At 69.8% G+C, this 20,017-nt stretch carries 21 protein-coding genes; 10 read left to right on the top strand and 11 right to left on the bottom strand.

What is annotated here, in order from left to right:
• Positions 1-3 precede the first annotated feature (3 nt).
• From BK819_RS13890 to BK819_RS13860, 7 genes are all read right to left on the bottom strand, one after another.
• Complete coding sequence (locus BK819_RS13890) at positions 4-1,296, bottom strand: thymidine phosphorylase (protein ID WP_071329661.1); 1,293 nt, start codon at positions 1,294-1,296, stop codon at positions 4-6.
• Complete coding sequence (locus BK819_RS13885) at positions 1,293-1,691, bottom strand: cytidine deaminase (protein WP_025105664.1); 399 nt, start codon at positions 1,689-1,691, stop codon at positions 1,293-1,295. The genes BK819_RS13890 and BK819_RS13885 overlap by 4 nt, the downstream gene beginning before the upstream one ends.
• A gap of 28 nt (positions 1,692-1,719) precedes the next feature.
• The gene (locus BK819_RS13880; RefSeq protein WP_082749974.1) at positions 1,720-3,003 is read right to left on the bottom strand and encodes an ABC transporter permease; all 1,284 of its coding nucleotides are present in this window, start codon (positions 3,001-3,003) and stop codon (positions 1,720-1,722) included.
• Positions 3,003-4,310, bottom strand: coding sequence for an ABC transporter permease (locus BK819_RS13875; protein WP_071329660.1), 1,308 nt, complete (start codon positions 4,308-4,310; stop codon positions 3,003-3,005). The genes BK819_RS13880 and BK819_RS13875 overlap by 1 nt, the downstream gene beginning before the upstream one ends.
• Complete coding sequence (locus BK819_RS13870; RefSeq protein WP_071329659.1) at positions 4,307-5,821, bottom strand: ABC transporter ATP-binding protein; 1,515 nt, start codon at positions 5,819-5,821, stop codon at positions 4,307-4,309. Before BK819_RS13870 ends, BK819_RS13875 begins: the two co-directional genes overlap by 4 nt.
• Positions 5,822-5,926: 105 nt before the next feature.
• Positions 5,927-7,045, bottom strand: a complete 1,119-nt coding sequence (locus BK819_RS13865) for a BMP family protein (protein ID WP_071329658.1) — start codon at positions 7,043-7,045, stop codon at positions 5,927-5,929.
• Positions 7,046-7,192: 147 nt separating this feature from the next.
• Complete coding sequence (locus BK819_RS13860) at positions 7,193-8,308, bottom strand: mannose-1-phosphate guanylyltransferase (protein ID WP_071329657.1); 1,116 nt, start codon at positions 8,306-8,308, stop codon at positions 7,193-7,195.
• Between the two features lie 35 nt (positions 8,309-8,343).
• On the opposite strand from BK819_RS13860, the gene BK819_RS16890 reads away from it, so the two are divergent.
• The 7 genes from BK819_RS16890 (at position 8,344) to BK819_RS13825 (ending at position 15,428) form a co-directional block, all read left to right on the top strand.
• Complete coding sequence (locus tag BK819_RS16890) at positions 8,344-9,600, top strand: FG-GAP-like repeat-containing protein (RefSeq protein ID WP_071329656.1); 1,257 nt, start codon at positions 8,344-8,346, stop codon at positions 9,598-9,600.
• A 151-nt stretch (positions 9,601-9,751) separates the two neighbouring features.
• Positions 9,752-10,186, top strand: a complete 435-nt coding sequence (gene sdhC, locus BK819_RS13850; RefSeq protein ID WP_082758508.1) for a succinate dehydrogenase, cytochrome b556 subunit — start codon at positions 9,752-9,754, stop codon at positions 10,184-10,186.
• On the top strand, positions 10,186-10,626 hold the full coding sequence (locus BK819_RS13845; protein ID WP_071329655.1) for a succinate dehydrogenase hydrophobic membrane anchor subunit: 441 nt from the start codon (positions 10,186-10,188) through the stop codon (positions 10,624-10,626). The genes sdhC and BK819_RS13845 overlap by 1 nt, the downstream gene beginning before the upstream one ends.
• A gap of 19 nt (positions 10,627-10,645) precedes the next feature.
• On the top strand, positions 10,646-12,472 hold the full coding sequence (gene sdhA / locus BK819_RS13840) for a succinate dehydrogenase flavoprotein subunit (protein WP_071329654.1): 1,827 nt from the start codon (positions 10,646-10,648) through the stop codon (positions 12,470-12,472).
• Positions 12,473-12,474: 2 nt separating this feature from the next.
• Positions 12,475-13,242: a succinate dehydrogenase iron-sulfur subunit gene (locus BK819_RS13835; protein WP_025105655.1), complete on the top strand. Its 768-nt coding sequence runs from the start codon at positions 12,475-12,477 to the stop codon at positions 13,240-13,242.
• Between the two features lie 131 nt (positions 13,243-13,373).
• Positions 13,374-14,579: a YihY/virulence factor BrkB family protein gene (locus BK819_RS13830; RefSeq protein WP_071329653.1), complete on the top strand. Its 1,206-nt coding sequence runs from the start codon at positions 13,374-13,376 to the stop codon at positions 14,577-14,579.
• A gap of 9 nt (positions 14,580-14,588) precedes the next feature.
• Positions 14,589-15,428, top strand: a complete 840-nt coding sequence (locus BK819_RS13825) for an exodeoxyribonuclease III (protein WP_071329652.1) — start codon at positions 14,589-14,591, stop codon at positions 15,426-15,428.
• Here BK819_RS13825 and BK819_RS13820 read toward each other — a convergent pair.
• Entirely contained in the window at positions 15,422-16,087 is a 666-nt protein-coding gene (locus tag BK819_RS13820) for a DUF4166 domain-containing protein (RefSeq protein WP_256209477.1), read from the bottom strand. The genes BK819_RS13825 and BK819_RS13820 overlap by 7 nt on opposite strands.
• A 62-nt stretch (positions 16,088-16,149) precedes the next feature.
• Here BK819_RS13820 and trpS point away from each other — a divergent pair, with 62 nt between their 5' ends.
• Together trpS and BK819_RS13810 are read left to right on the top strand one after the other, a co-directional pair.
• Complete coding sequence (trpS, locus tag BK819_RS13815) at positions 16,150-17,154, top strand: tryptophan--tRNA ligase (protein ID WP_083391807.1); 1,005 nt, start codon at positions 16,150-16,152, stop codon at positions 17,152-17,154.
• 26 nt (positions 17,155-17,180) lie between these two features.
• Positions 17,181-17,822 (top strand): hypothetical protein, encoded by a 642-nt coding sequence (locus BK819_RS13810; protein ID WP_143049313.1) that lies wholly within the window; start codon positions 17,181-17,183, stop codon positions 17,820-17,822.
• Between the two features lie 21 nt (positions 17,823-17,843).
• On the opposite strand, the gene pth is transcribed toward BK819_RS13810, so the two are convergent.
• Complete coding sequence (gene pth / locus BK819_RS13805; protein ID WP_025105649.1) at positions 17,844-18,425, bottom strand: aminoacyl-tRNA hydrolase; 582 nt, start codon at positions 18,423-18,425, stop codon at positions 17,844-17,846.
• A gap of 96 nt (positions 18,426-18,521) precedes the next feature.
• The gene (locus tag BK819_RS13800) at positions 18,522-19,139 is read right to left on the bottom strand and encodes a 50S ribosomal protein L25/general stress protein Ctc (protein WP_071329650.1); all 618 of its coding nucleotides are present in this window, start codon (positions 19,137-19,139) and stop codon (positions 18,522-18,524) included.
• Positions 19,140-19,364: 225 nt separating this feature from the next.
• Between BK819_RS13800 and BK819_RS17035 the strand changes: the two genes are divergently transcribed.
• Positions 19,365-19,490, top strand: coding sequence for a hypothetical protein (locus tag BK819_RS17035; protein WP_255218687.1), 126 nt, complete (start codon positions 19,365-19,367; stop codon positions 19,488-19,490).
• On the opposite strand, the gene BK819_RS13795 is transcribed toward BK819_RS17035, so the two are convergent.
• Positions 19,475-19,999 (bottom strand): gluconokinase, encoded by a 525-nt coding sequence (locus tag BK819_RS13795; protein WP_071329649.1) that lies wholly within the window; start codon positions 19,997-19,999, stop codon positions 19,475-19,477. The genes BK819_RS17035 and BK819_RS13795 overlap by 16 nt on opposite strands.
• Positions 20,000-20,017 lie beyond the last annotated feature (18 nt).

Genomic DNA, 20,017 nt, shown 5'->3' with positions numbered 1-20,017 from the left:
GCCTCACGCCGTGATGCGCTCGCGGACGATCGGCCCCAGGGTCGGCGCGTCGTCGCCGAGCTCCCAGGCCCCTTCGAGGGCCTCGATGGCTCGGGGAAAGCGCGCCTCATCCGCCGCCGACAGGGTGAACAGCGGCTGCCCGGCGGACACCCGGTCACCGGGCTTCGCGTGCAGGTCGATGCCTGCCTCGAAGATCACCGGGTCCTCGGCCCGCGCACGGCCCGCGCCGAGACGCCAGGCGGCGATCCCAAAGGGGAGCGCGTCCATCCGGGTGACGATGCCGTCCGCAGGAGCTGTGACGACGTGCGTCTCCCGCGCGACCGGGAGGGCCGCATCGGGGTCGCCGTCCTGGGCGCGGATCATCGCCTTCCAGGTGTCCATGGCGCGGCCGTCGTCCAGCGCCGCCTCCACGTCCGCATCGGGCTGGCCGGCCAGGGCGAGCATCTCCCTGGCGAGCCCGACGGTCAGCTCCCGCACGTCGGCGGGTCCTCCGCCGGCGAGGATCTCGACCGACTCGCGGACCTCGTTCGCGTTGCCGATCGCGCGGCCGAGAGGGACGTTCATGTCGGTCAGAAGTGCCGTGGTGGCGACGCCGGAGTCGGTGCCGAGCGCGACCATCGTGCGGGCGAGCTCGCGGGCACGATCGATGTCCTGCATGAACGCGCCGGAGCCGAACTTCACGTCCAGGACGAGGGCGTCGGTCCCCTCGGCGATCTTTTTCGACATGATGCTGGAGGCGATCAGCGGGATCGCCTCCACAGTGCCGGTCACGTCACGGAGCGCGTAGAGCTTCTTGTCGGCGGGAGCGAGACCGGAGCCCGCGGCGCAGATCACGGCCCCGACGTCGCCCTGCATCTGCGCGAACATCTCCTCGTTGCTGAGCGCCGCGCGCCAGCCGGGGATCGATTCCAGCTTGTCGAGCGTGCCCCCGGTGTGGCCGAGGCCGCGGCCGCTGAGCTGCGGGACCGCCACGCCGAACGAGGCGACCAGCGGGGCCAGGGGCAGGGTGATCTTGTCGCCGACGCCACCGGTGGAGTGCTTGTCCACGGTCTTCTTGCCGAGGGTCGCGAAGCTCATCCGCTCACCGGACGCGATCATCGCATCGGTGAGCACGCGGATCTCGTCGCGCTCCATGCCGCGCTGGAAGATCGCCATCGCGAAGGACGCCATCTGCGCGTCGGACACGTAGCCGCGCGTGTAGGCGTCCACCATCCAGCGCAGCGCCGGCTCGGGGACGACGCCCCCGTCGCGCTTCGCACGGATCACATCGACCGCGTCGAACGGCTCCACGGTCATCGTGCTTCCTCCAGGTCGCGCGGCCCGAACGCGTCGGGCAGCACCTCGTCGATCGTGCGGATGCCGGAGACCGTCTCCAGCAGCATGCCGGGTACGGCGTGCTCGAACAGCAGCTGCCGGCATCGGCCGCAGGGCATGATGGTCTCGCCGTCGTTGTTCACGCACACGAAGGCGACGAGCTGGCCGCCGCCGGACATGAACAGGTCGCCCACGAGCGCGCACTCGGCGCACAGCGTGACGCCGTACGAGGCGTTCTCGACGTTGCAGCCGGCGACGATCCGCCCGTCGCTGACGAGCGCCGCCGCCCCCACGCGGTAGCGCGAGTACGGCGCGTAGGCCTTGGTCATGGCTTCCGCGGCGACCTGGCGCAGCTCGTCCCAGTCGATGTCCGTCATGGTGGTGGTTCCTTCTTCCCTGCGTGTTCTACGACTTGATGTACGGCTTGCCGCTGGCGGCAGGGCCCCGGATCTGTCCGGCGAACCCGGCGACCGCGAGCAGCGTGACCACGTACGGGAGCATGAGCATGAACTCGCCGGGGATCGGCGTCTTCAGGATCGAGAGCAGGTTCTGCAGGTTCGTCGCGAACCCGAAGAGCAGGGCGGCGAGTGTCGCGCGGATCGGGTCCCAGCGTCCGAAGATCACCGCGGCGAGGGCGATGAAGCCGAGTCCGGCCGTCATCTCCTTGCCGAACTGCGGGACCGAGACGAGGGTGAAGTACGCGCCGCCGATGCCGGCGATCGCGCCCGCCAGCAGCACGTTCCAGAACCGCGTCGGGTTCACCCGGATGCCGACCGTGTCGGCCGCCTGCGGGTGCTCGCCCACCGCGCGGAGGCGCAGGCCCCACTTGGTGCGGTACAGGCCCCACGCGACGACGGCCACGGTGATGAACATGAGGTACACGATGAAGGTCTGGTTGAAGAGCACCGGACCGATGATCGGGATGTCGCTCAGCACCGGGATCTCGATGCGCGAGAAGCGGACCGGGGTGTTCAGCTCGGCCTCGTTCGGGGCGAGGAGCGCGCCGTAGAGGAATCCGGTGAGGCCGGTGACGAGGACGTTGAGGACGACACCGACGATGACCTGCTCGACGAGGTACTTGATCGCGAACGCCGCCAGCACGCTCGCGACGAGCACGCCACCGATCATGGCGCCGATGAGGCCCACGAAGGCGTTGCCCGTGATGCTGGACAGCAGCGCCGCCGAGAACGCGCCGAGGAGCAGCTGCCCCTCGATGGCCACGTTGACGACACCGGCCCGCTCGCCGATGACACCGCCGAGCGCGCCGAACACCAGCGGCACCGAGAGCGACACGGCGCCGAACAGGAGACTCGTGACGGGGACGAGGCCCCCGGCCGCGGCCCAGACGAGGAACGCGAAGACCGCGAGCACGCCATAGGCGACGATGAGCCAGATCGATGGCGCACGGTACGTCCAGGCCCGGAGGAAGGCCCCGACCGTGAGGACGACGAGCACGGCGAAGACCACCCAGAACGTCGGCGCGGTGGGCAGCTCCACGTCGGGGAGCTCGAAGGCCGACGTGCGGTCGCCGAGGCGGAACGTGCTGATACCGCTGCGCGGCACGGCGAGGAAGAGCACTGCCAGCAGCGCGGTGACGACCGCGAGGCTGATCGGCGCCTTGAGGTGGCGCTCCCGGACGGTGGCGAGCTGCACCGTGCCGTCGGCGGCTTCGGTCTGCACGAGCGACATCATGCCGTCACCGCCTTCTTCGCGGCCTTGGCTCTCGCCTTGGCCGCCTTCTCTGCGTCGGACTTGGGGAGGAAGAACACCGTGCGCAGCAGCGGCGGCGCGGCGATGAACAGCACGACGAGCGACTGCACGACGAGAACGATGTCGACGGGGATGTCCTGCGCCTGCATCGAGAACGAGCCCGCCTTGAGGGCACCGAACAGGATTCCGGCCGCGAACGTCCCCCACGCGCGGCTGCGTCCGAGGAGGGCGACCGTGATGGCGTCGAAGCCGATGCCGGCGTCGATGGTCTCGGTGACTCCGGTGGTGACGGCGCCCTGGAGCTGGTTCATCCCGGCGAGGCCGGCGAGGGCACCCGCGAAGAGCATCGCGTAGACGTAGACGCGCGTGACGCTGATGCCCGCGGCGCGCGCGGCGTGCGGGTTCTCCCCCACCGCGCGCATGCGCATGCCCAGCGAGGAGCGCTCGATGAGCCACCACACGAACACCGTCGCGATGACCACGATGACGAAACCGAGGTCGAGGAGCGGGAACTGCGGGCCGAGCAGGGTCGGGAACTGCGCGCTCTCCGGCGTTGCCGAGCCCAGCGCCTGGTTGGTCCCCGGCTTCTGCAGGAGCCCGGGCGTGCGGATCATCCACAGCAGCAGGTAGTACGCGATGTAGTTGAGCATGATCGTGAGGATCACCTCGTGCGCGCCCGTGCGTGCCTTGATGAGACCGGCGATACCGCCCCAGAGCGCCCCGCCGGCGATACCGGCCAGCAGGGTGACGGGCAGGTGGAACCAGATCGGCAGGTCGAGGTTGAACGTCAGCAGGGCCGCGACCGCGACGCCGACGAGCATCTGACCGCGGGCACCGATGTTGAACAGGCCGACGCGGAAGGCGAGGGCGACGCCCAGGCCGGCGGCGATCAGCGGAGCCGCGAAGCCCAGCGTGTTCGTCAGCGGGCGGATCTGCGCGGCGAAGTCTGCGCCACGGGCGTTGAAGATCGCTCCGCGGAACAGCGCCTCGTAGCCGTTGTAGACCGCGTTCCAGGCCGCGACGAACGTGTCGCTCGGCTTGGCGAAGAAGTAGCCGGAGGCCTTCTGCACGTCTTCGTTGGTGAAGGCGATGAGGATGCCGCCGACGATGAGCGCGAGGACGATCGCCAGGATCGTCGTGACCGCGCTGCCGCGGAGGATCTCCTTGAGCACGACGTTCCCGCGCGGGGCCGGGGGCACCTCGTCCGCGAGGCCCGTGCTGGGCGGGAGCTGCTCGGGGGGCAGGCCCTTCGTGACGTCTCCTGCACCGGGTGTCGCGCCGCTCACGCGGTCACCTCCGCATCGGCCGCTCCGGCCATCATGAGTCCGAGTGTCTCCCGAGGCGTGTCACCGGGGACGATGCCGACGATGGTGCCGCGGTACATGACCGCGATCCGGTCGGCGAGGGCGGCGACCTCGTCGAGCTCGGTCGAGACGACGATCACGGGGACGCCCGCGTCGCGCGTCTCGATGATGCGCTTGTGGATGAACTCGATCGAGCCCACGTCGACACCGCGGGTCGGCTGCGCCGCCACGAAGAGCCGCAGCTCCCGGCTCATCTCGCGCGCGATCACGACCTTCTGCTGGTTGCCTCCGGAGAGGGTGCCCGCGGGGGTGTACGGGCCCTGCGTGCGGATGTCGTACTCCGCGATGCGCTCCTTGGCGAAGTCCTCCAGGGCGCCGCGGCGCAGCGTCCCGGCCCGGCTGAAGGCGGGATCGTCTGAGCGGTCGAGGATGAGGTTCTCGGCGACCGAGAATCCGGCGACGAGGCCGTCCTCGGTACGGTCCTCCGGCACGAACCCGACACCCGCGTCGAGGATGCCGCGGACGCTCTTGCCCACGAGCTCGATGCCGTCGAGGATGATGTTCCCCTCGACGCGCGCGGCGAGGCCGACGATGGCCTCGACGAGCTCGGTCTGGCCGTTGCCCTGCACACCGGCGACGGCCAGGACCTCGCCCGGTCGCACGGTGAAGTCGACGTCGTCGACGACGATGGCTCCGGTGGAGGTGAGCACCCGGAGGTTGCGGACCTCCAGACCACCTTCGCCGAGGCGCGGCGCCTCCTTGTGCACGGTCAGCTCGACCGCGCGGCCGACCATGAGCGATGCCAGCTCGGCGTTGGTGGCGGTCGGCGAGGCCTCCCCCACCACTCGTCCGAGCCGGACGATCGTGATGCGGTCGGCGACCTCGCGCACCTCGCGCAGCTTGTGCGTGATGAAGACGATCGCGGTGCCCTCGTCCCGGAGCTGCCGCATGATGGCCATGAGCTCGTCGGTCTCCTGCGGCGTCAGCACCGCGGTGGGCTCGTCGAAGACGAGGACCCGGGCGTCGCGGGACAGCGCCTTGATGATCTCGACGCGCTGCTGCACGCCCACCGGCAGGTCGCCGACGACGGCGTCCGGATCGATGTCGAACCCGAACCGCGCGGCGACCGTGCGCACGTGCTCGCGTGCCTTCGCGATGTCCAGCGTGCCGAGGCCCTTGGTCTGCTCGTGACCGAGCATGACGTTCTCGGCCACCGTGAACACCGGCACGAGCATGAAGTGCTGGTGCACCATGCCGATACCGGCGGCCATCGCGTCGCCGGGGCCGCGGAAGTGCTGCACGGCGTCGTCGAGGAGGATCTCGCCCTCGTCGGCCTGATACAGGCCGTAGAGCACGTTCATCAGCGTCGACTTGCCTGCGCCGTTCTCGCCGAGGAGAGCGTGGATCTGACCGGGTTCGACCACGAGATCGATGTGGTCGTTCGCCACGAGGCTGCCGAATCGCTTGGTGATGCCGCGAAGTTCGAGCTTCATATCTGCACCTTATCCAGAAGAGTCACCGAGGAGAATCGTCGCCGCCCACAGTGCGGGGCGAGTGGCAGCCTGCGCCACTCGCCCCGTGCTGGGTACGGCTCCGACTCAGCGGGTGGGAGAGTTCTCGGACTCCACCGTGATGTCACCGGAGATGATCTGCTCCTGCAGGGCGGACAGCTCGTCCATGAGGCCCTCGGGCAGGTCCGCCTCGAAGTCGCCGAAGCCGGAGAGCTTCACGCCCTCGTTCTCGAGCGTGCCGATGTAGGGCTCCGGGTCGAACTCGCCGGCGGCGGCCGCGAGCGTCGCGTCGCGGACGGCCACGTCGATGGCCTTCATGATCGAGACGAGCGTGATGTCGGCGACGCTGGGGTCGGCGACGGCGAGGTCGCTGTCGACACCGAGCATCAGCGTGTCCTTGCCGCTGTCGTTGATCGCCGCCGCGGCGCTCTGGTACACCGGGCCGCCGACGGGGAGGATGACGTCGACACCCTGGTCGAGCACGCCCTGGGCGGTCTGCTTGGCCGTGTCGTTGGCGTCGAAGCCGCCCGTGAAGGAGCCCTTCTGGGTCGCGGCGTCCCAACCGAAGACCTGGACGTCGGCCGACTTGTCCTCGTTGTACTTCTCGACACCGAGCTGGTAGCCGTCCATGAAGACGGCGACCGACGGGATCTGCATGCCGCCGAAGGTGCCGACCTTGTTCACGCCAGCCTCTGCGGACCAGGCGGCCGCCGCGTAGCCGCCGAGGTAGGCGGCCTGGGCGGTGTCGAAGACGAGGGGCTTGATGTTCGGCGCGTCGGTGGTGCCGTCGAAGTCGTTGTCGGCCCAGTCGTCGATGATCGCGTAGTCGATCTCGGGGTTCGCGAGCGCGGACTCGACCGTGGCGGCGGACAGCTTGAAGCCGACCGAGACGATGAGCGAGCAGCCCTCGGAGACGGCGGTCTCGAGGTTCGGCGCGTAGTCGTTGTCGTTGGCGGACTCGAACTCCAGCGGCTTGATGCCGAGCTCGTCGGCGGCGCTGTCCATGCCCTCCTTGGCCGACTGGTTGAACGACTTGTCGTTCCAGCCGCCCGCGTCGGAGATGAGGCAGGGCTTGAAGTCGGAGTCGACGGGAGCGGATCCGCCCTCGGACTCGTCGGTCGGCGCCTGACCGCAGCCGGCAAGAGCGAAGACGACACCGGCGGCGACCGTCGCGCCGAGCAGCTTCTTGGTGGTGGAGATGGTCACGGATGCCTCCCTCAACGAACCCGCGGCCATCGCGGATCGATCAAAGTTACCTAGTGTTTCGACGTTCGTGCACGTCGCCGCCGGGCGGCCGGGCCAATGGTTACAAAGCTGAAATCAACCCTGCCGATGAGCACGGGGCGGTGCTCATCAGAGCACGTCACCCTGTCCGTTGAGTTTCAGCGACTCCACCACGCCCTTGACTCGCTGCGCGTTCTCGACCGTCGTGACCAGGAGCGCGTCGGGGGTGTCGACCACGACGATGTCCTGCACCCCGACGAGGCTGATCACGCGGGTGGTCTGGCTCACGAGGATGCCGCTGGCCGCGTCGGTGAGCACCCGGGCGCGGGGTCCGAGGACGGCGAGGTCGTTCTTACGGCCGTTCGTGATGAGCTTCGTCAGCGACGCGAAGTCCCCCACGTCGTCCCAGTCGAAGTGCCCGGGGACGACCGCGAGGCGTCCGCGCCGTGCCGCCGGCTCCGCGACGGCGTAGTCGATCGCGATCTTCTTCAGCCGCGGCCAGATGCGGTCGACGGCGGGCCCGCGGAGCTCCCGGTCGTCCCAGGCCTCGGCGAGCTCGAGCAGGCCGGCGTGCAGCGCGGGCTCATTGGCGGCGAGCTCGTCCAGCAGGACGCTCGCCTTCGCGATGAACATGCCCGCGTTCCACAGGTACGTGCGCTCGGCGAGGTAGGCCCTGGCCGTCTCCAGATCCGGCTTCTCCACGAAGCTCTCGACGAGGGCCGCCTCACGGGCGCGCTCCACGACCAGCTCCGGACCCTTCTTGATGTAGCCGAAGCCGACCGCCGGCTCCGTGGGCGCGATGCCGATCGTGCAGATGTAACCCTCCCTCGCGACCTCGACCGCGTCGCGGACGGCGAACTCGAAGACCCGCGTACCCCGGATGACGTGATCGGCACTGAACGAGCCGATGATCACGTCCGGGTTGCGCCGGTGCAGCACGGCCGCCGCCAGCCCGATCGCCGCCGCGGATTCGCGGGGCTCCGACTCCAGGAAGACGTTGAGGTCGGCGATACCGGGCAGCTCCGCCTCCACAGCCGCACGATGGGCGCGCCCGGTCACCACCGCGATCCGGTCCGGCCCGGCGAGCGGCTCCAGGCGGTCCCATGTGTCGCGCAGCAGCGAATGGCCGGAGCCGGTGAGGTCGTGCAGGAATTTCGGGGCGTCCGCCCGGGACAGCGGCCACAGCCGACTGCCGATGCCGCCGGCAGGGATGACCGCGTAGAAGTCTTCGATCGGCTCGCTCATGCAGGCCAGCGTACCGGCGGCGCTATCGTCGACCCATGAGCCGGTCCCGCAGACCCCCGATCGCCCACGTCCGCCGCCTCGCCGCCGCCGTCGTCGCCGGCGTCCTGGCCGTCCTCGTCCTCACTCCCGCCGTCGCCTCCGCGGCCGGCGGACCCGCAGGTGACGTGTTCGCGCGGACGAACGCCCAGCGGACCGCTGCCGGGCTGCCCGCACTGGTGTCCGATCCCGGCCTCGATGCTGCCGCCGCGGAGTGGGCGCGTCAGCTGGCGTCGTCGTGCACCTTCGAGCACAGCTCCTCCGCCTGGCGCAGCGCCCGCGTCGCCGCCTTCGGCTGGACGGCGAGCGGGGAGAACATCGCGGCCGGACAGCCGGACGCCGCCGCGGTCGTCTCGAGCTGGATGGCGTCGCCCGGTCACAAGGCCAACATCCTCGACCGCCGCTACACCGGACTGGGAGTCGGCTACGCCACCGGCTCCTGCTACCGCACCTACTGGGTGCAGATCTTCGGCGTCGGCTCGCCGGTGAAGACCCTGCCCGGGGGCGCCGGCGATCTCAACGGCGATCGGTCGGCCGATGTGCTGGCTCGGACCACCTCCGGAGACCTCCGCCTGTATCCCGGCACCGGGACCGGACGATTCGGAACGGCGACCACCGTCCTCCCCGCCTGGGGCGATCGCGCCTTCACCCCCCTCGGCGACTTCACGGGGGATCGCATCCCCGACATCGCCCGCGTTGAGGCGGACGGCCGACTGTCGCTCTTCTCCGGCAACGGGCGCGGTGGCTTCGCCGCTCCGGTCGCGATCGGCACCGGGTGGTCGCGGTTCAGCCAGCTCATCGGCGGCATGGACTTCGACGGCGACCGCCTCGCGGACGTGATCGCCCGCACGACGTCGGGAGAGCTCCTCCTCTACCGGGGGAACGGCCGCGGCGGGTGGCTCTCCGGCGGCGCGCGCATCGGCTCCGGATGGCAGAACTTCACGGCGGTCTTCAGCCCCGGCGACTTCACCGGCGACTCCCGCAGCGACCTCATCGGCCGCCGCGCAGACGGCACGCTCTGGCTCTACGCCACCACGGGCAAGGGCACCTGGGCCGCCGGGCGACAGATCGGGAAGGGATGGGGATCGTTCACGGCCCTGGCCGGAGCCGGCGACTTCGACGGCAACGGCACCCAGGACGTCCTCGCCAGGAACGCCTCGGGCGCGCTCCTGCTGTACGGAGGCACCGGGCGGGGCGGATTCCTCCCGGCGCGGTCGGTGGGGAGCGGATGGAACGGCATCGCGCAGCTCGGCTGACCACGCGCCGGACTTAGGGTTGCCTTCGTCGCCCGGGGCGTCCGCGCGGGAATAGGATGGACACCGATCGGGCGTGCCTGACCCTCCTCCAGGCCAGATGTGGACGAAGCAGCGCACGCGACCGAAACACATCGATCCAGGGAGGACGACCGTGTCCACAAGCGCTCGCTTGACACCGTCGATTTCGGAAACCACGTCCAAGACCCCCCGCGGCACCCTCTACCGGGGTCGCGAAGGCATGTGGTCGTGGGTGCTTCACCGCATCACCGGAGTCGCCATCTTCTTCTTCCTGTTGGTGCACGTGCTCGACACGGCGCTGATCAGGGTGTCGCCGGAGGCGTACGACGCGGTCATCGGCACATACAAGAACCCGGTCATGGCGATCGGCGAGGTCGTGCTCGTGGCGGGCATCGTGTTCCACGCCATGAACGGCCTGCGCATCATCGCCGTCGACTTCTGGTCGAAGGGCGCCAAGTACCAGCGCCAGCTCTTCTGGGGCGTGCTGCTCGTGTGGGGCATCATCATGGCCGGCTTCGTGCCGCGCCACCTGATGCTCGCGTTCGCCGGCTTCGGAGGAGGACACTGATGACCGCCCAGACCGTCGCCGCCCCCGCCCGTCGCCAGCGCGGGATCAACCTCGAGAAGTGGGGCTGGGTCTTCATGCGCGTCTCGGGCGTCGTGCTCGTCGTGCTGATCTTCGGCCACCTCTTCGTCAACCTCATGCTCGGCGAAGGCATCCACGCCCTCGACTTCGCCTTCATCGCCGGCAAGTTCGCCACGCCGTTCTGGCAGTGGTGGGACGTGCTGATGCTCTGGCTCGCGCTCATCCACGGTGCCAACGGCATGCGGACGATCGTGAACGACTACGTGACCAACCCGACCGCGCGCAAGGCGCTCGTCTGGGCCCTCGGCCTGGCCGCGGGCCTGCTCATCCTCCTCGGCACCCTGGTCGTCTTCACGTTCGACCCGTGCCTGGGTGTGACCGAGTCGAGCACGCTGTGGGAGACCTGCCAGGCGCAGGGCTAGAAGAAGAGGCAAACGAGAAGTGACTACCCAGACGCAGGATTCCGTCGTCCGTGACGGCGTGCACTACCACCAGTTCGACATCGTCATCGTGGGCGCCGGCGGCGCCGGGATGCGGGCAGCCATCGAGGCCGGCCCCGGCGCGAGGACGGCCGTGATCTCCAAGCTGTACCCGACGCGCTCGCACACCGGTGCCGCGCAGGGCGGTATGGCGGCGGCCCTCGCGAACGTCGAGGAGGACTCCTGGGAGTGGCACACCTTCGACACCGTGAAGGGCGGCGACTACCTCGTCGACCAGGACGCGGCGGAGATCCTCGCGAAGGAGGCCATCGACGCGGTCATCGACCTCGAGAACATGGGTCTCCCCTTCAACCGCACCCCCGAGGGCAAGATCGACCAGCGTCGCTTCGGCGGGCACACGGCCGAGCACGGCAAGACCCCGGTCCGCCGCGCCTGCTACGCCGCCGACCGCACCGGTCACATGATCCTGCAGACGCTGTTCCAGAACTGCGTCAAGCTCGGCATCAACTTCTTCAACGAGTTCTACGTGCTCGACCTCATCACCGTGAAGGACGCGGCGGGCGCGACGCAGATCGCCGGCGTGGTGGCGTACGACCTCGCCACGGGCGAGCTGCACGTCTTCCAGTCCAAGGCCGTGATCTTCGCGACCGGCGGTTTCGGCAAGATCTTCAAGACCACCTCCAACGCGCACACCCTCACGGGCGACGGCGTCGGCATCGTGTGGCGCAAGGGCCTCCCCCTCGAGGACCTCGAGTTCTTCCAGTTCCACCCGACCGGTCTCGCCGGCCTCGGCATCCTCCTCACCGAGGGCGCCCGCGGTGAGGGTGCGATCCTGCGCAACGCCTCGGGTGAGCGCTTCATGGAGCGATACGCCCCCACCATCAAGGACCTGGCGCCTCGTGACATCGTCGCGCGCTGCATGGTCCAGGAGGTCGCAGAGGGCCGCGGCGCCGGTCCTCACAAGGACTACGTGCTCCTGGACTGCACGCACCTGGGCGCCGAGGTGCTGGAGACCAAGCTCCCCGACATCACGGAGTTCGCCCGCACGTATCTGGGCGTCGACCCGGTCGTCGAGCCGGTCCCCGTGATGCCGACCGCGCACTACGCCATGGGCGGCATCCCCACGAACAACAACGGCGAGGTACTCGCGGACAACGACACCGTCGTCCCGGGCCTCTACGCCGCCGGCGAGTGCGCCTGTGTCTCGGTGCACGGCGCCAACCGTCTCGGCACGAACTCGCTGCTCGACATCAACGTGTTCGGCAAGAGGAGCGGCCGCAACGCCGTCGAGTACGTCAAGACGGCCGAGTTCGTCCCGCTGCCGGAGAACCCCGCCGCCTTCGTCTCCGACATGCTCGAGGGCCTGCGCAACAACCAGGGCACCGAGCGGATCGCGGTCCTCCGCAAGACGCTGCAGGACGAGATGGACAAGGGCGCGCAGGTGTTCCGCACGCACGAGTCTCTGCAGCATGTCCTCGGTGTGATCGCGGAGCTCCGCGAGCGCTACAAGAACGTGCACGTCGACGACAAGGGCCACCGGTTCAACACCGACCTGCTCGAGGCCGTCGAACTGGGCTTCCTGCTCGACATCGCCGAGGTCGTCGTCTACGCCGCGCAGAACCGCGAGGAGAGCCGCGGCGGACACATGCGCGACGACTTCCCGAAGCGTGACGACGAGAACTACATGAAGCACACCATGGCGTACCTCACGGGCGACCCGCACTCCTCCGACCCGAGCGACCACATCAAGCTCGACTGGAAGCCGGTCGTCTTCACCAAGAACGACAAGGGCGAGTTGAACTACCCGCCGATGGAGAGGAAGTACTGAGCATGTCGAACGCCATCGCCGAAGCGCCGGCCGAGACGACCGAAGACACCGGGATCCAGTCCTTCATCGTCACCTTCAACATCCGCCGGTTCGACCCCGAGGTCGACGCCGAGCCGCACTGGGTCGACTACGACGTAGAGCTCTACTCCACCGACCGCGTCCTCGACGCCCTGCACAAGATCAAGTGGGAGGTCGACGGCTCGCTGACCTTCCGTCGCTCCTGCGCGCACGGCATCTGCGGCTCCGACGCCATGCGCATCAACGGCCGCAACCGGCTGGCCTGCAAGACGCTGATCAAGGACCTCGACATCTCGAAGCCGATCTACGTCGAGGCCATCAAGGGCCTGCCGCTGGAGAAGGACCTCGTCGTCGATATGGAGCCGTTCTTCGCGTCGTACCGCGAGGTGCAGCCGTTCCTCGTCGCGAACTCCGTGCCGGAGAAGGGCAAGGAGCGCACGCAGTCCATCGCCGACCGCGAGATCTTCGACGACACCACGAAGTGCATCCTCTGCGCCGCGTGCACCTCGTCGTGCCCCGTGTTCTGGACCGACGGTCAGTACTTCGGCCCGGCCGCGATCGTCAACGCGCACCGCTTCATCTTCGACTCGCGCGACGACAACGCCGCCGTGCGGCTCGACATCCTCAACGACAAGGAGGGCGTCTGGCGCTGCCGCACGACCTTCAACTGCTCCGAGGCCTGCCCCCGTGGCATCGAGGTCACCAAGGCCATCGCCGAGGTGAAGCAGGCGGTCCTCCGCGGCCGTCCCTGACGCGCCGACACAGGCAACCACGCGAGAACAGGCGGTCCCGGACGGGGCCGCCTGTTCTCGCGTCTGTGCCTGTTCTCGCGGAGGCAGGCCGGGCGCGCGAAGGCGGGCCCGCGCTTGGGTAGGGTGGGGGCGTGTCCGAGCCCGGTTCGGCGACCGACGGTCGCCTCGATGCCGCGGTCGAGCGCGCGACCGCGCTGACCCGGCGCACCCTCGGCCTCTTCCCGGTGCGGGTGTGGCGGCACTTCCTGCAGCACAACGGCTTCCTGCTCGCCGCCGGGGTGAGCTACCAGGCGCTGTTCGCCATCTTCGCCGCGATCTACCTCGCGTTCGCCATCGCCGGCCTCTGGCTCGGCGGCAGCGAGGAGGCAGTGAACGGCCTCATCGGCATCATCAACAACTACATCCCGAATCTCATCCTCGACGAGGGCGGCGTCTTCACCCCCGCGCAGGTGCAGGAGATCGCATCGAACACCAGCGGGTTCCTCGGCATCACCGGTCTCATCGCCCTCGGCACGGTGATCTGGACCGCGATCGGCTGGGTGACCTTCTCCCGGCGGGCCGTGCGCGACATCTTCGGCCTCGAACCCGACCGGCGCAGCTACCTCCTCCTCAAGGCGCGCGACCTGCTCGCCGCCCTCATCTTCGGAGTCGCCCTCATCGTCGGCTCCGCCCTGAGCTCGGCCAGCGCCGCGGTCCTCAGCTGGGTGCTGTCGCTGCTGGGCTGGGACGCCGGCTCCGACGGCCTCAACATCAGCATCCGGATCGGCACCGTCCTGGTTTCGTTCGTCCTGCTCACGGGAGCGCTGGCGGCGATGGTGCGCTTCCTCACCGGCACCTCGCTGCACTGGGGCACCATCTGGCCCGGCGCCCTCCTCGGCGGCGCGGCCATGACGGTGCTGCAGTTCGGGGTCGGGTTCCTGCTGAGCTACACGCCGTCGAACCCGCTGCTGGCGACCTTCGCGATCTTCGTCGGACTGCTGCTGTGGTTCCGGGTGAACGGGGTGGTCATGCTCGTCGCCGCCTCATGGATCGCCGTCGCCGCCCAGGACCGCGACCTCCCGCTCCTGCTGCCGACGGAGGCCGAGCGGCGGGTGGCGGAGCACGCCACGCTGCTCTCCGCCGCACGGATCCGACTGCGCGACGCCCGGGCCGCGCGCGACGAGGCCCCGTGGTACCGGAGCTGGGCCGCCGGGCACGCCGTCCGCGCGGCGGAGGACGAGGTCGCACGGTTGGAGGCCTCCGCTCCCCCGCCCGCACCGCCGACCTCCCCTCTCGCGCAGCGCCTGCTCTCCGAGCTCGACCGCCGTCAGAACCGCGATGTCGGCGGTGCTCGTTAGGCTGGAGGAATGCCTCACCTGCGTATCGCCTCGGTCAACGTCAACGGGATCCGGGCGGCCGCCCGCAACGGGATGAGCACGTGGCTGGACGCCGCGGACATCGACATCCTCACCCTCCAGGAGGTGCGAGGGCAGGACGAGCACATCGAGGCCGCCCTCCCCGGCTGGACCTTCGTGCACGACGAGGCCACGGCCAAGGGGCGCGCGGGCGTCGCGATCGCCAGCCGCCTCCCCGCGCTCGCCTCGCGGGCGGACTTCGGCCCGGAGGACTTCGACTCCAAGGGCCGCTGGATCGAGGCCGACTTCCTGATCGGCGACCGTCCGCTCACCGTCGTCAGCGCCTATGTGCACTCCGGCGAGGCCGACACCCCGAAGCAGGACGAGAAGTGGAAGTTCCTCGACGCGTTCGAGGCTCGACTGGCGAACCTGAACACCGACGGCGCCCTCGCCCTCGTCACCGGCGACCTCAACGTGGGGCACCGCGAGCTCGACATCAAGAACTGGCGCGGCAACCGCACCAAGGCCGGCTTCCTGCCGCGCGAGCGCGCCTACTTCGATCGCTTCCTCGGTGAGGCGGGGACGTCGGTCACCGGCGTCGACGGCTCGGTCGGCACGGGCCTGGGCTGGGTCGACGTCGGCCGCCGTTTCCACGGCGAGGTGGACGGGCCCTACACCTGGTGGTCCATGCGCGGGAAGGCCTTCGACAACGACTCGGGCTGGCGCATCGACTACCACCTGGCCACGCCCGCTCTCGCCGAACGCGTCCAGGCGTACCACGTGGCCCGTGCGGCCGCGTACGACCAGCGCTGGAGCGACCACGCTCCGGTCGTCGTCGACTACACCTACTGACCCGGCTCCGGCCGCTCGGAGGGCGACGGCGGCGACTCCCGGTACCATCCGCGGTACTCCAGCACGGTGCCGAGCACCGGGTTCACGGCGCGCATGTCGATCGTGCGCCGGCGGTGCTCGGCGTCCCAGCCGTCGACGAGGTCCACGCGCACGCCGAGCGGTCCCGGCAGAGCGAACCGCCGCCCGAACAGCCGCAGGGCGACCCGGACGGTGCGCATCCGCAGGAAGCCCTCCGCCGTCACACTGCACTCCTCGATGAGCTCCACGCGGCCACGGGCGCCGAGGAGATTCCGCACCAGCCCCGGCCGCACGCTCACCGTCAGCCGGTCCACGATCCGTGCGGTCCGCCCGGGGAAGAGGAACTCGCGCGTGGAGTCGAGCGTCGCGCGGCCCGTCGCCGCGCGCCCGGTCGTCGTGCGCAGCACGAACGGCACGTCCCGCCCTGATGTCGGCACCAGCAGACCGGGTCCCACGATCGGACGCCCGAGGGCCGCCCAGTGGCCGAACCGGCTCCCCGCGACCGCGAACACCCCCTCCGCATGCCCCGTCGAGACGGGAGCACGGTACTGCGCGAGGATCTCCGGATGGAGACGCTCCGCCTCCGCGCCGAGCGCATCGAGGAACACCTGTCCGCGTCTCAGGGGCATGCCGTCCGTCATGACGTCAGCGTAGGGGATGCGACGGCGCCGGGCACCGCGGCGCGGGCGCATAGGATTGACGGGTGAACAAGCCTCGCCTCTACTCCGGAATGCAGCCCTCCGCCGACTCCCTCCAGATCGGCAACTACATCGGCGCGCTCCTGCAGTGGCGGGAGCTCCAGACCTCGTACGACGCGTTCTTCTCCGTCGTCGACCTGCACGCCCTCACGGTCGCCCAGAACCCGGACGAACTGCGCGAGAAGACCCGTCGCACCGCTGCGCAGTACATCGCCGCGGGCATCGAGCCGTCGCAGTCGACGCTGTACGTGCAGTCGCACGTCCGTGCGCACGCCGAACTCGCCTGGATCCTCAGTACGATCACCGGCTTCGGCGAGGCCGGACGGATGATCCAGTTCAAGGACAAGTCGGCCCGCTACGGCGCCGATGCGACCAGCGTCGGCCTCTTCACCTACCCGGTGCTCATGGCGGCCGACATCCTGCTTTACCAGACCGATGTCGTGCCGGTCGGCGACGACCAGAAGCAGCACGTCGAGCTCACCCGCGACCTCGCGGAGCGCTTCAACTCGCGGTTCGGCGAGACCTTCACGGTGCCCGTCCCGGTCATCCAGAAGGAGACGGCGCGCATCTACGACCTGCAGAACCCGACGGCCAAGATGTCGAAGTCGGCCGAGAGCGACGCCGGCGTGCTGTGGATGCTCGACGACCCGGCGAAGTCGGCGAAGAAGATCATGCGCGCGGTGACCGACAACGAGGGCACCGTACGGTTCGATCGCGAGGCCAAGCCGGGCGTCTCGAACCTCCTGACCATCTACGCCGCGCTGACCGGACGCCAGATCCCCGCGATCGAGGACGAGTACGCGGGCCGCGGCTACGGCGACTTCAAGAAGGGCCTCGCCGAGGTCGTCGTCGAGGAGTTCGCTCCGGTGCGCAGCCGCGCCCTCGAGCTCCTCGACGACCCGGCGGAGCTGGACCGGATCCTCGCCGAGAACGCCGCCCGCGCCGACGCCGTGGCCGATCGCACGCTGTCCGACGTGTACGACCGCGTCGGACTGCTCCGCCGGGTGTGAGCCGCGGCCGACCCTAGGATGACATCGTGACCGATCCGCAGCTGCCCCCTCCGCCCGGCGCCGTGCCGCCCCTGCCTCCGGCGACCTCGGTCCCGCAGGAGCCGGCACCCGGCGCGGTCCCGCCGCCCGCGTATCCGTCGGCACCGCCGGCCGCTCCGGCACCGTACCCACCCGCCGGCGGGTACGGCCAGCCGGCACCCCCTGCCGCGCCGCCCGGGGCGTATCAGGTGCCTGTGGGCGGCTACGCGACATCGTCCGGCTCCTACACCGCACCGGACGCCGCGCCGAAGCCCTCAGGGTTCCTCGGCCTGCTCGCCCTGGGCCTCTCGATCCTCGCGGCCGTGGTCATGCCGATCATCGGCGGCATCAGCGCGTTCGAGGTGGGCCGCCGCATCCCGCAGGGCATCAGCGGCTCCACGGGAGATCTCGGGTTCCTGTCCCCCGCGCGTGATCAGGTGCTGTGGACGGAGCTGTCCTTCTGGGCCGGGACGGTGCTCGGCATCGCCGCGATCGTGCTGGGGATCATCGCGATCCGCAGGAAACAGGGGCGCGGAGCGGGCATCGCCGCGCTCATCGTCGCCGTCCTCGGCGCGATCATCTTCTTCGTCGCCGTCTTCACCGCTTTCGCCGTCGGCGGCGCGGCGGGGTACGCCGCCTTCACGACCTGACGCACGGCGCGCGCCGGAACCTCAGCGAGGGGCGTGGTGCTTCTGCTGTGCGGCGAGAAGTCCTTCGTCGACGAGGAGCTCGACGGCGTCGGCCGCGTCGCCCACGAGCAGCGGCAGGTTGGCGCGCTCGTCCTTGCCGAACGGGGAGAGCACCCAGTCGGCGGGGTCCTGACGCCCCACCGGGCGACCGATGCCCACGCGCACCCGGGGGAAGTCCGGGCTCGTGAGCGCTCGTGCGATGTCGCGGACGCCGTTGTGGCCGCCGTGGCCTCCCCCGGTCTTGAGCTTGACCGTGTCGAACGGGATGTCCAGCTCGTCGTGCACGACGACGACGTGATCGAGGGGGACGGAGTAGAACCGGGCGAGCGCCGCGACGGGCGTGCCCGAGACGTTCATGAACGTGTTCGGCTTCGCGAGCACGAGCTTGTCGGCGCCGGGGCGGAGCCAGGTCTCCACGACACGCGCGCCGCCCTTGTGCTCCCGGAAGCTCTCGCCGCGCCGAGCCGCGAGCTCGTCGACGACCATCTGGCCGATGTTGTGGCGGGTCGCCTCATAGCGGGGCCCGGGGTTGCCGAGACCGACCACAAGCCAGGTCGCTGCCATTCCTCGTCCTCTCTCGCCGGAGCCGTCACCCCGGTCAGGATACGACGGAGGGGACGCGATCCGATCGCGTCCCCTCCGTGATGAAGCAGGCGGAGATCACTCCGCGGCGGCCTCCTCGGACGCCTCGGCGGCACCCTCGGCGGACTCGCCCTCGGTCTCCTCGTCCTCGACCGGAGCGGCCGGGACGGAGATGGCGACCACGAGGACCTCGGCGTCGGTGAGGAGCGTCGAGCCCTTTGGGAGGGTGACGTCGGCGGCGGTGATGTGCGCGCCCTCCTCGAGACCGTCGACCGAGACCTCGATGTTCTCGGGGATGTGCGTGGCCTCGGCCTCGACCTGGATGGTCGTGGCGTCGAGGTTGACGATGGTGCCGGGAGCCGGCTCGCCGGTCACGACGACGGGGACGTCGATGGCGACCTTCTCGCCCTTCTTCACGACCAGGAGGTCGATGTGCTCGATGATCTGGTGCACCGGGTCCTTCTGCACGTCCTTGACGAGCGCGAGCTGCGAGGTGCCCTCGATGTCGAGGTCGAGCAGCGCGTTGGCGCGACGGATGATCAGGGAGACCTGGTGACCCGGCAGCGCGACGTGCACGGGCTCGGTGCCGTGGCCGTAGATGACCGCGGGGATCTTGCCGGCGGCGCGCAGACGACGGGCGAAGCCCTTGCCGAAGCTGCTGCGCAGCTCGGCGTGGACCGTGGTGTCTTCAGACATGAGGTTCTCCTTCGGGGCACGCAGCGAAGGCGCCGCGCGGTGGTCTTGTAATTGTGGACTCGAACGCGGACGCGTGAGGAAAGCCACCGGGCTTGCTTCGCCGCGTCGATCACGGACGTTCGCGCACGCGCAGAAGCGTCCCTCGCCGAGGTACGACTCCATGGTACCGGATGACCCGATAGGCTGAGGACACCGGTCCCCTCTGCAGAAATTCGGAGTACCCCCATGCTCGACGCCGCGTTCCTCTCTCACGTCCTCCTCTGGGTGATCGGCGCCATGTCGCTGTGCGCCGCCGTCGCCACCGGGGCCGCCCTGTTCTCCCTCGGCCGCTCGGGCTACCGCAAGGACTGAGGCTCCCCCGGCGTTCCCGTCACCGCGGTGAGCGCCTTCCGGATCGCCGTCACTTCCTGCGCCAGCGGGAGCGCGGCATCGACCCGGACCCCGGACTCGTCGCCCGTCAGGGGCTCCCACGCCTCGAGCTGGGAATCGAGCAGCGAGGCCGGCATGAAGTGATCGGGCCGATCGCCGAGCCGTCGTGCGAGCGTCTCCCGCGCCACGCCGAGCTCGACGAAGACGGCCTCCGGCGCTTCCGCCCTGATGGCATCCCGGTAGCGCCGCCGCAGCGCGGAGCACGCGACGACGATGTGCGTCTCGGCGGCGAGGGTCCGTCCGACCACCCGCAGCCACGGCATCCGGTCGTCGTCGTCGAGGGCGATGCCCGCCGCCATCTTCTCGACGTTGGTCAGCGGATGCAGGTCGTCCCCATCCACGAAACGGGCCCCGAGGTCCTCGGCCAGCGCGGCCCCCACCGTCGACTTCCCGGAGCCGCTCGGCCCCATCACGACGATGCGCACGCTCATGCCGTCCTGCCGTCGATC

The organism is Microbacterium sp. LCT-H2, from assembly GCF_001866135.1.
Classification (GTDB): Bacteria; Actinomycetota; Actinomycetes; order Actinomycetales; family Microbacteriaceae; genus Microbacterium.
Note: the sequence above shows the minus strand (reverse complement) of the source record. Positions and strands in the feature narration are given on the sequence as shown.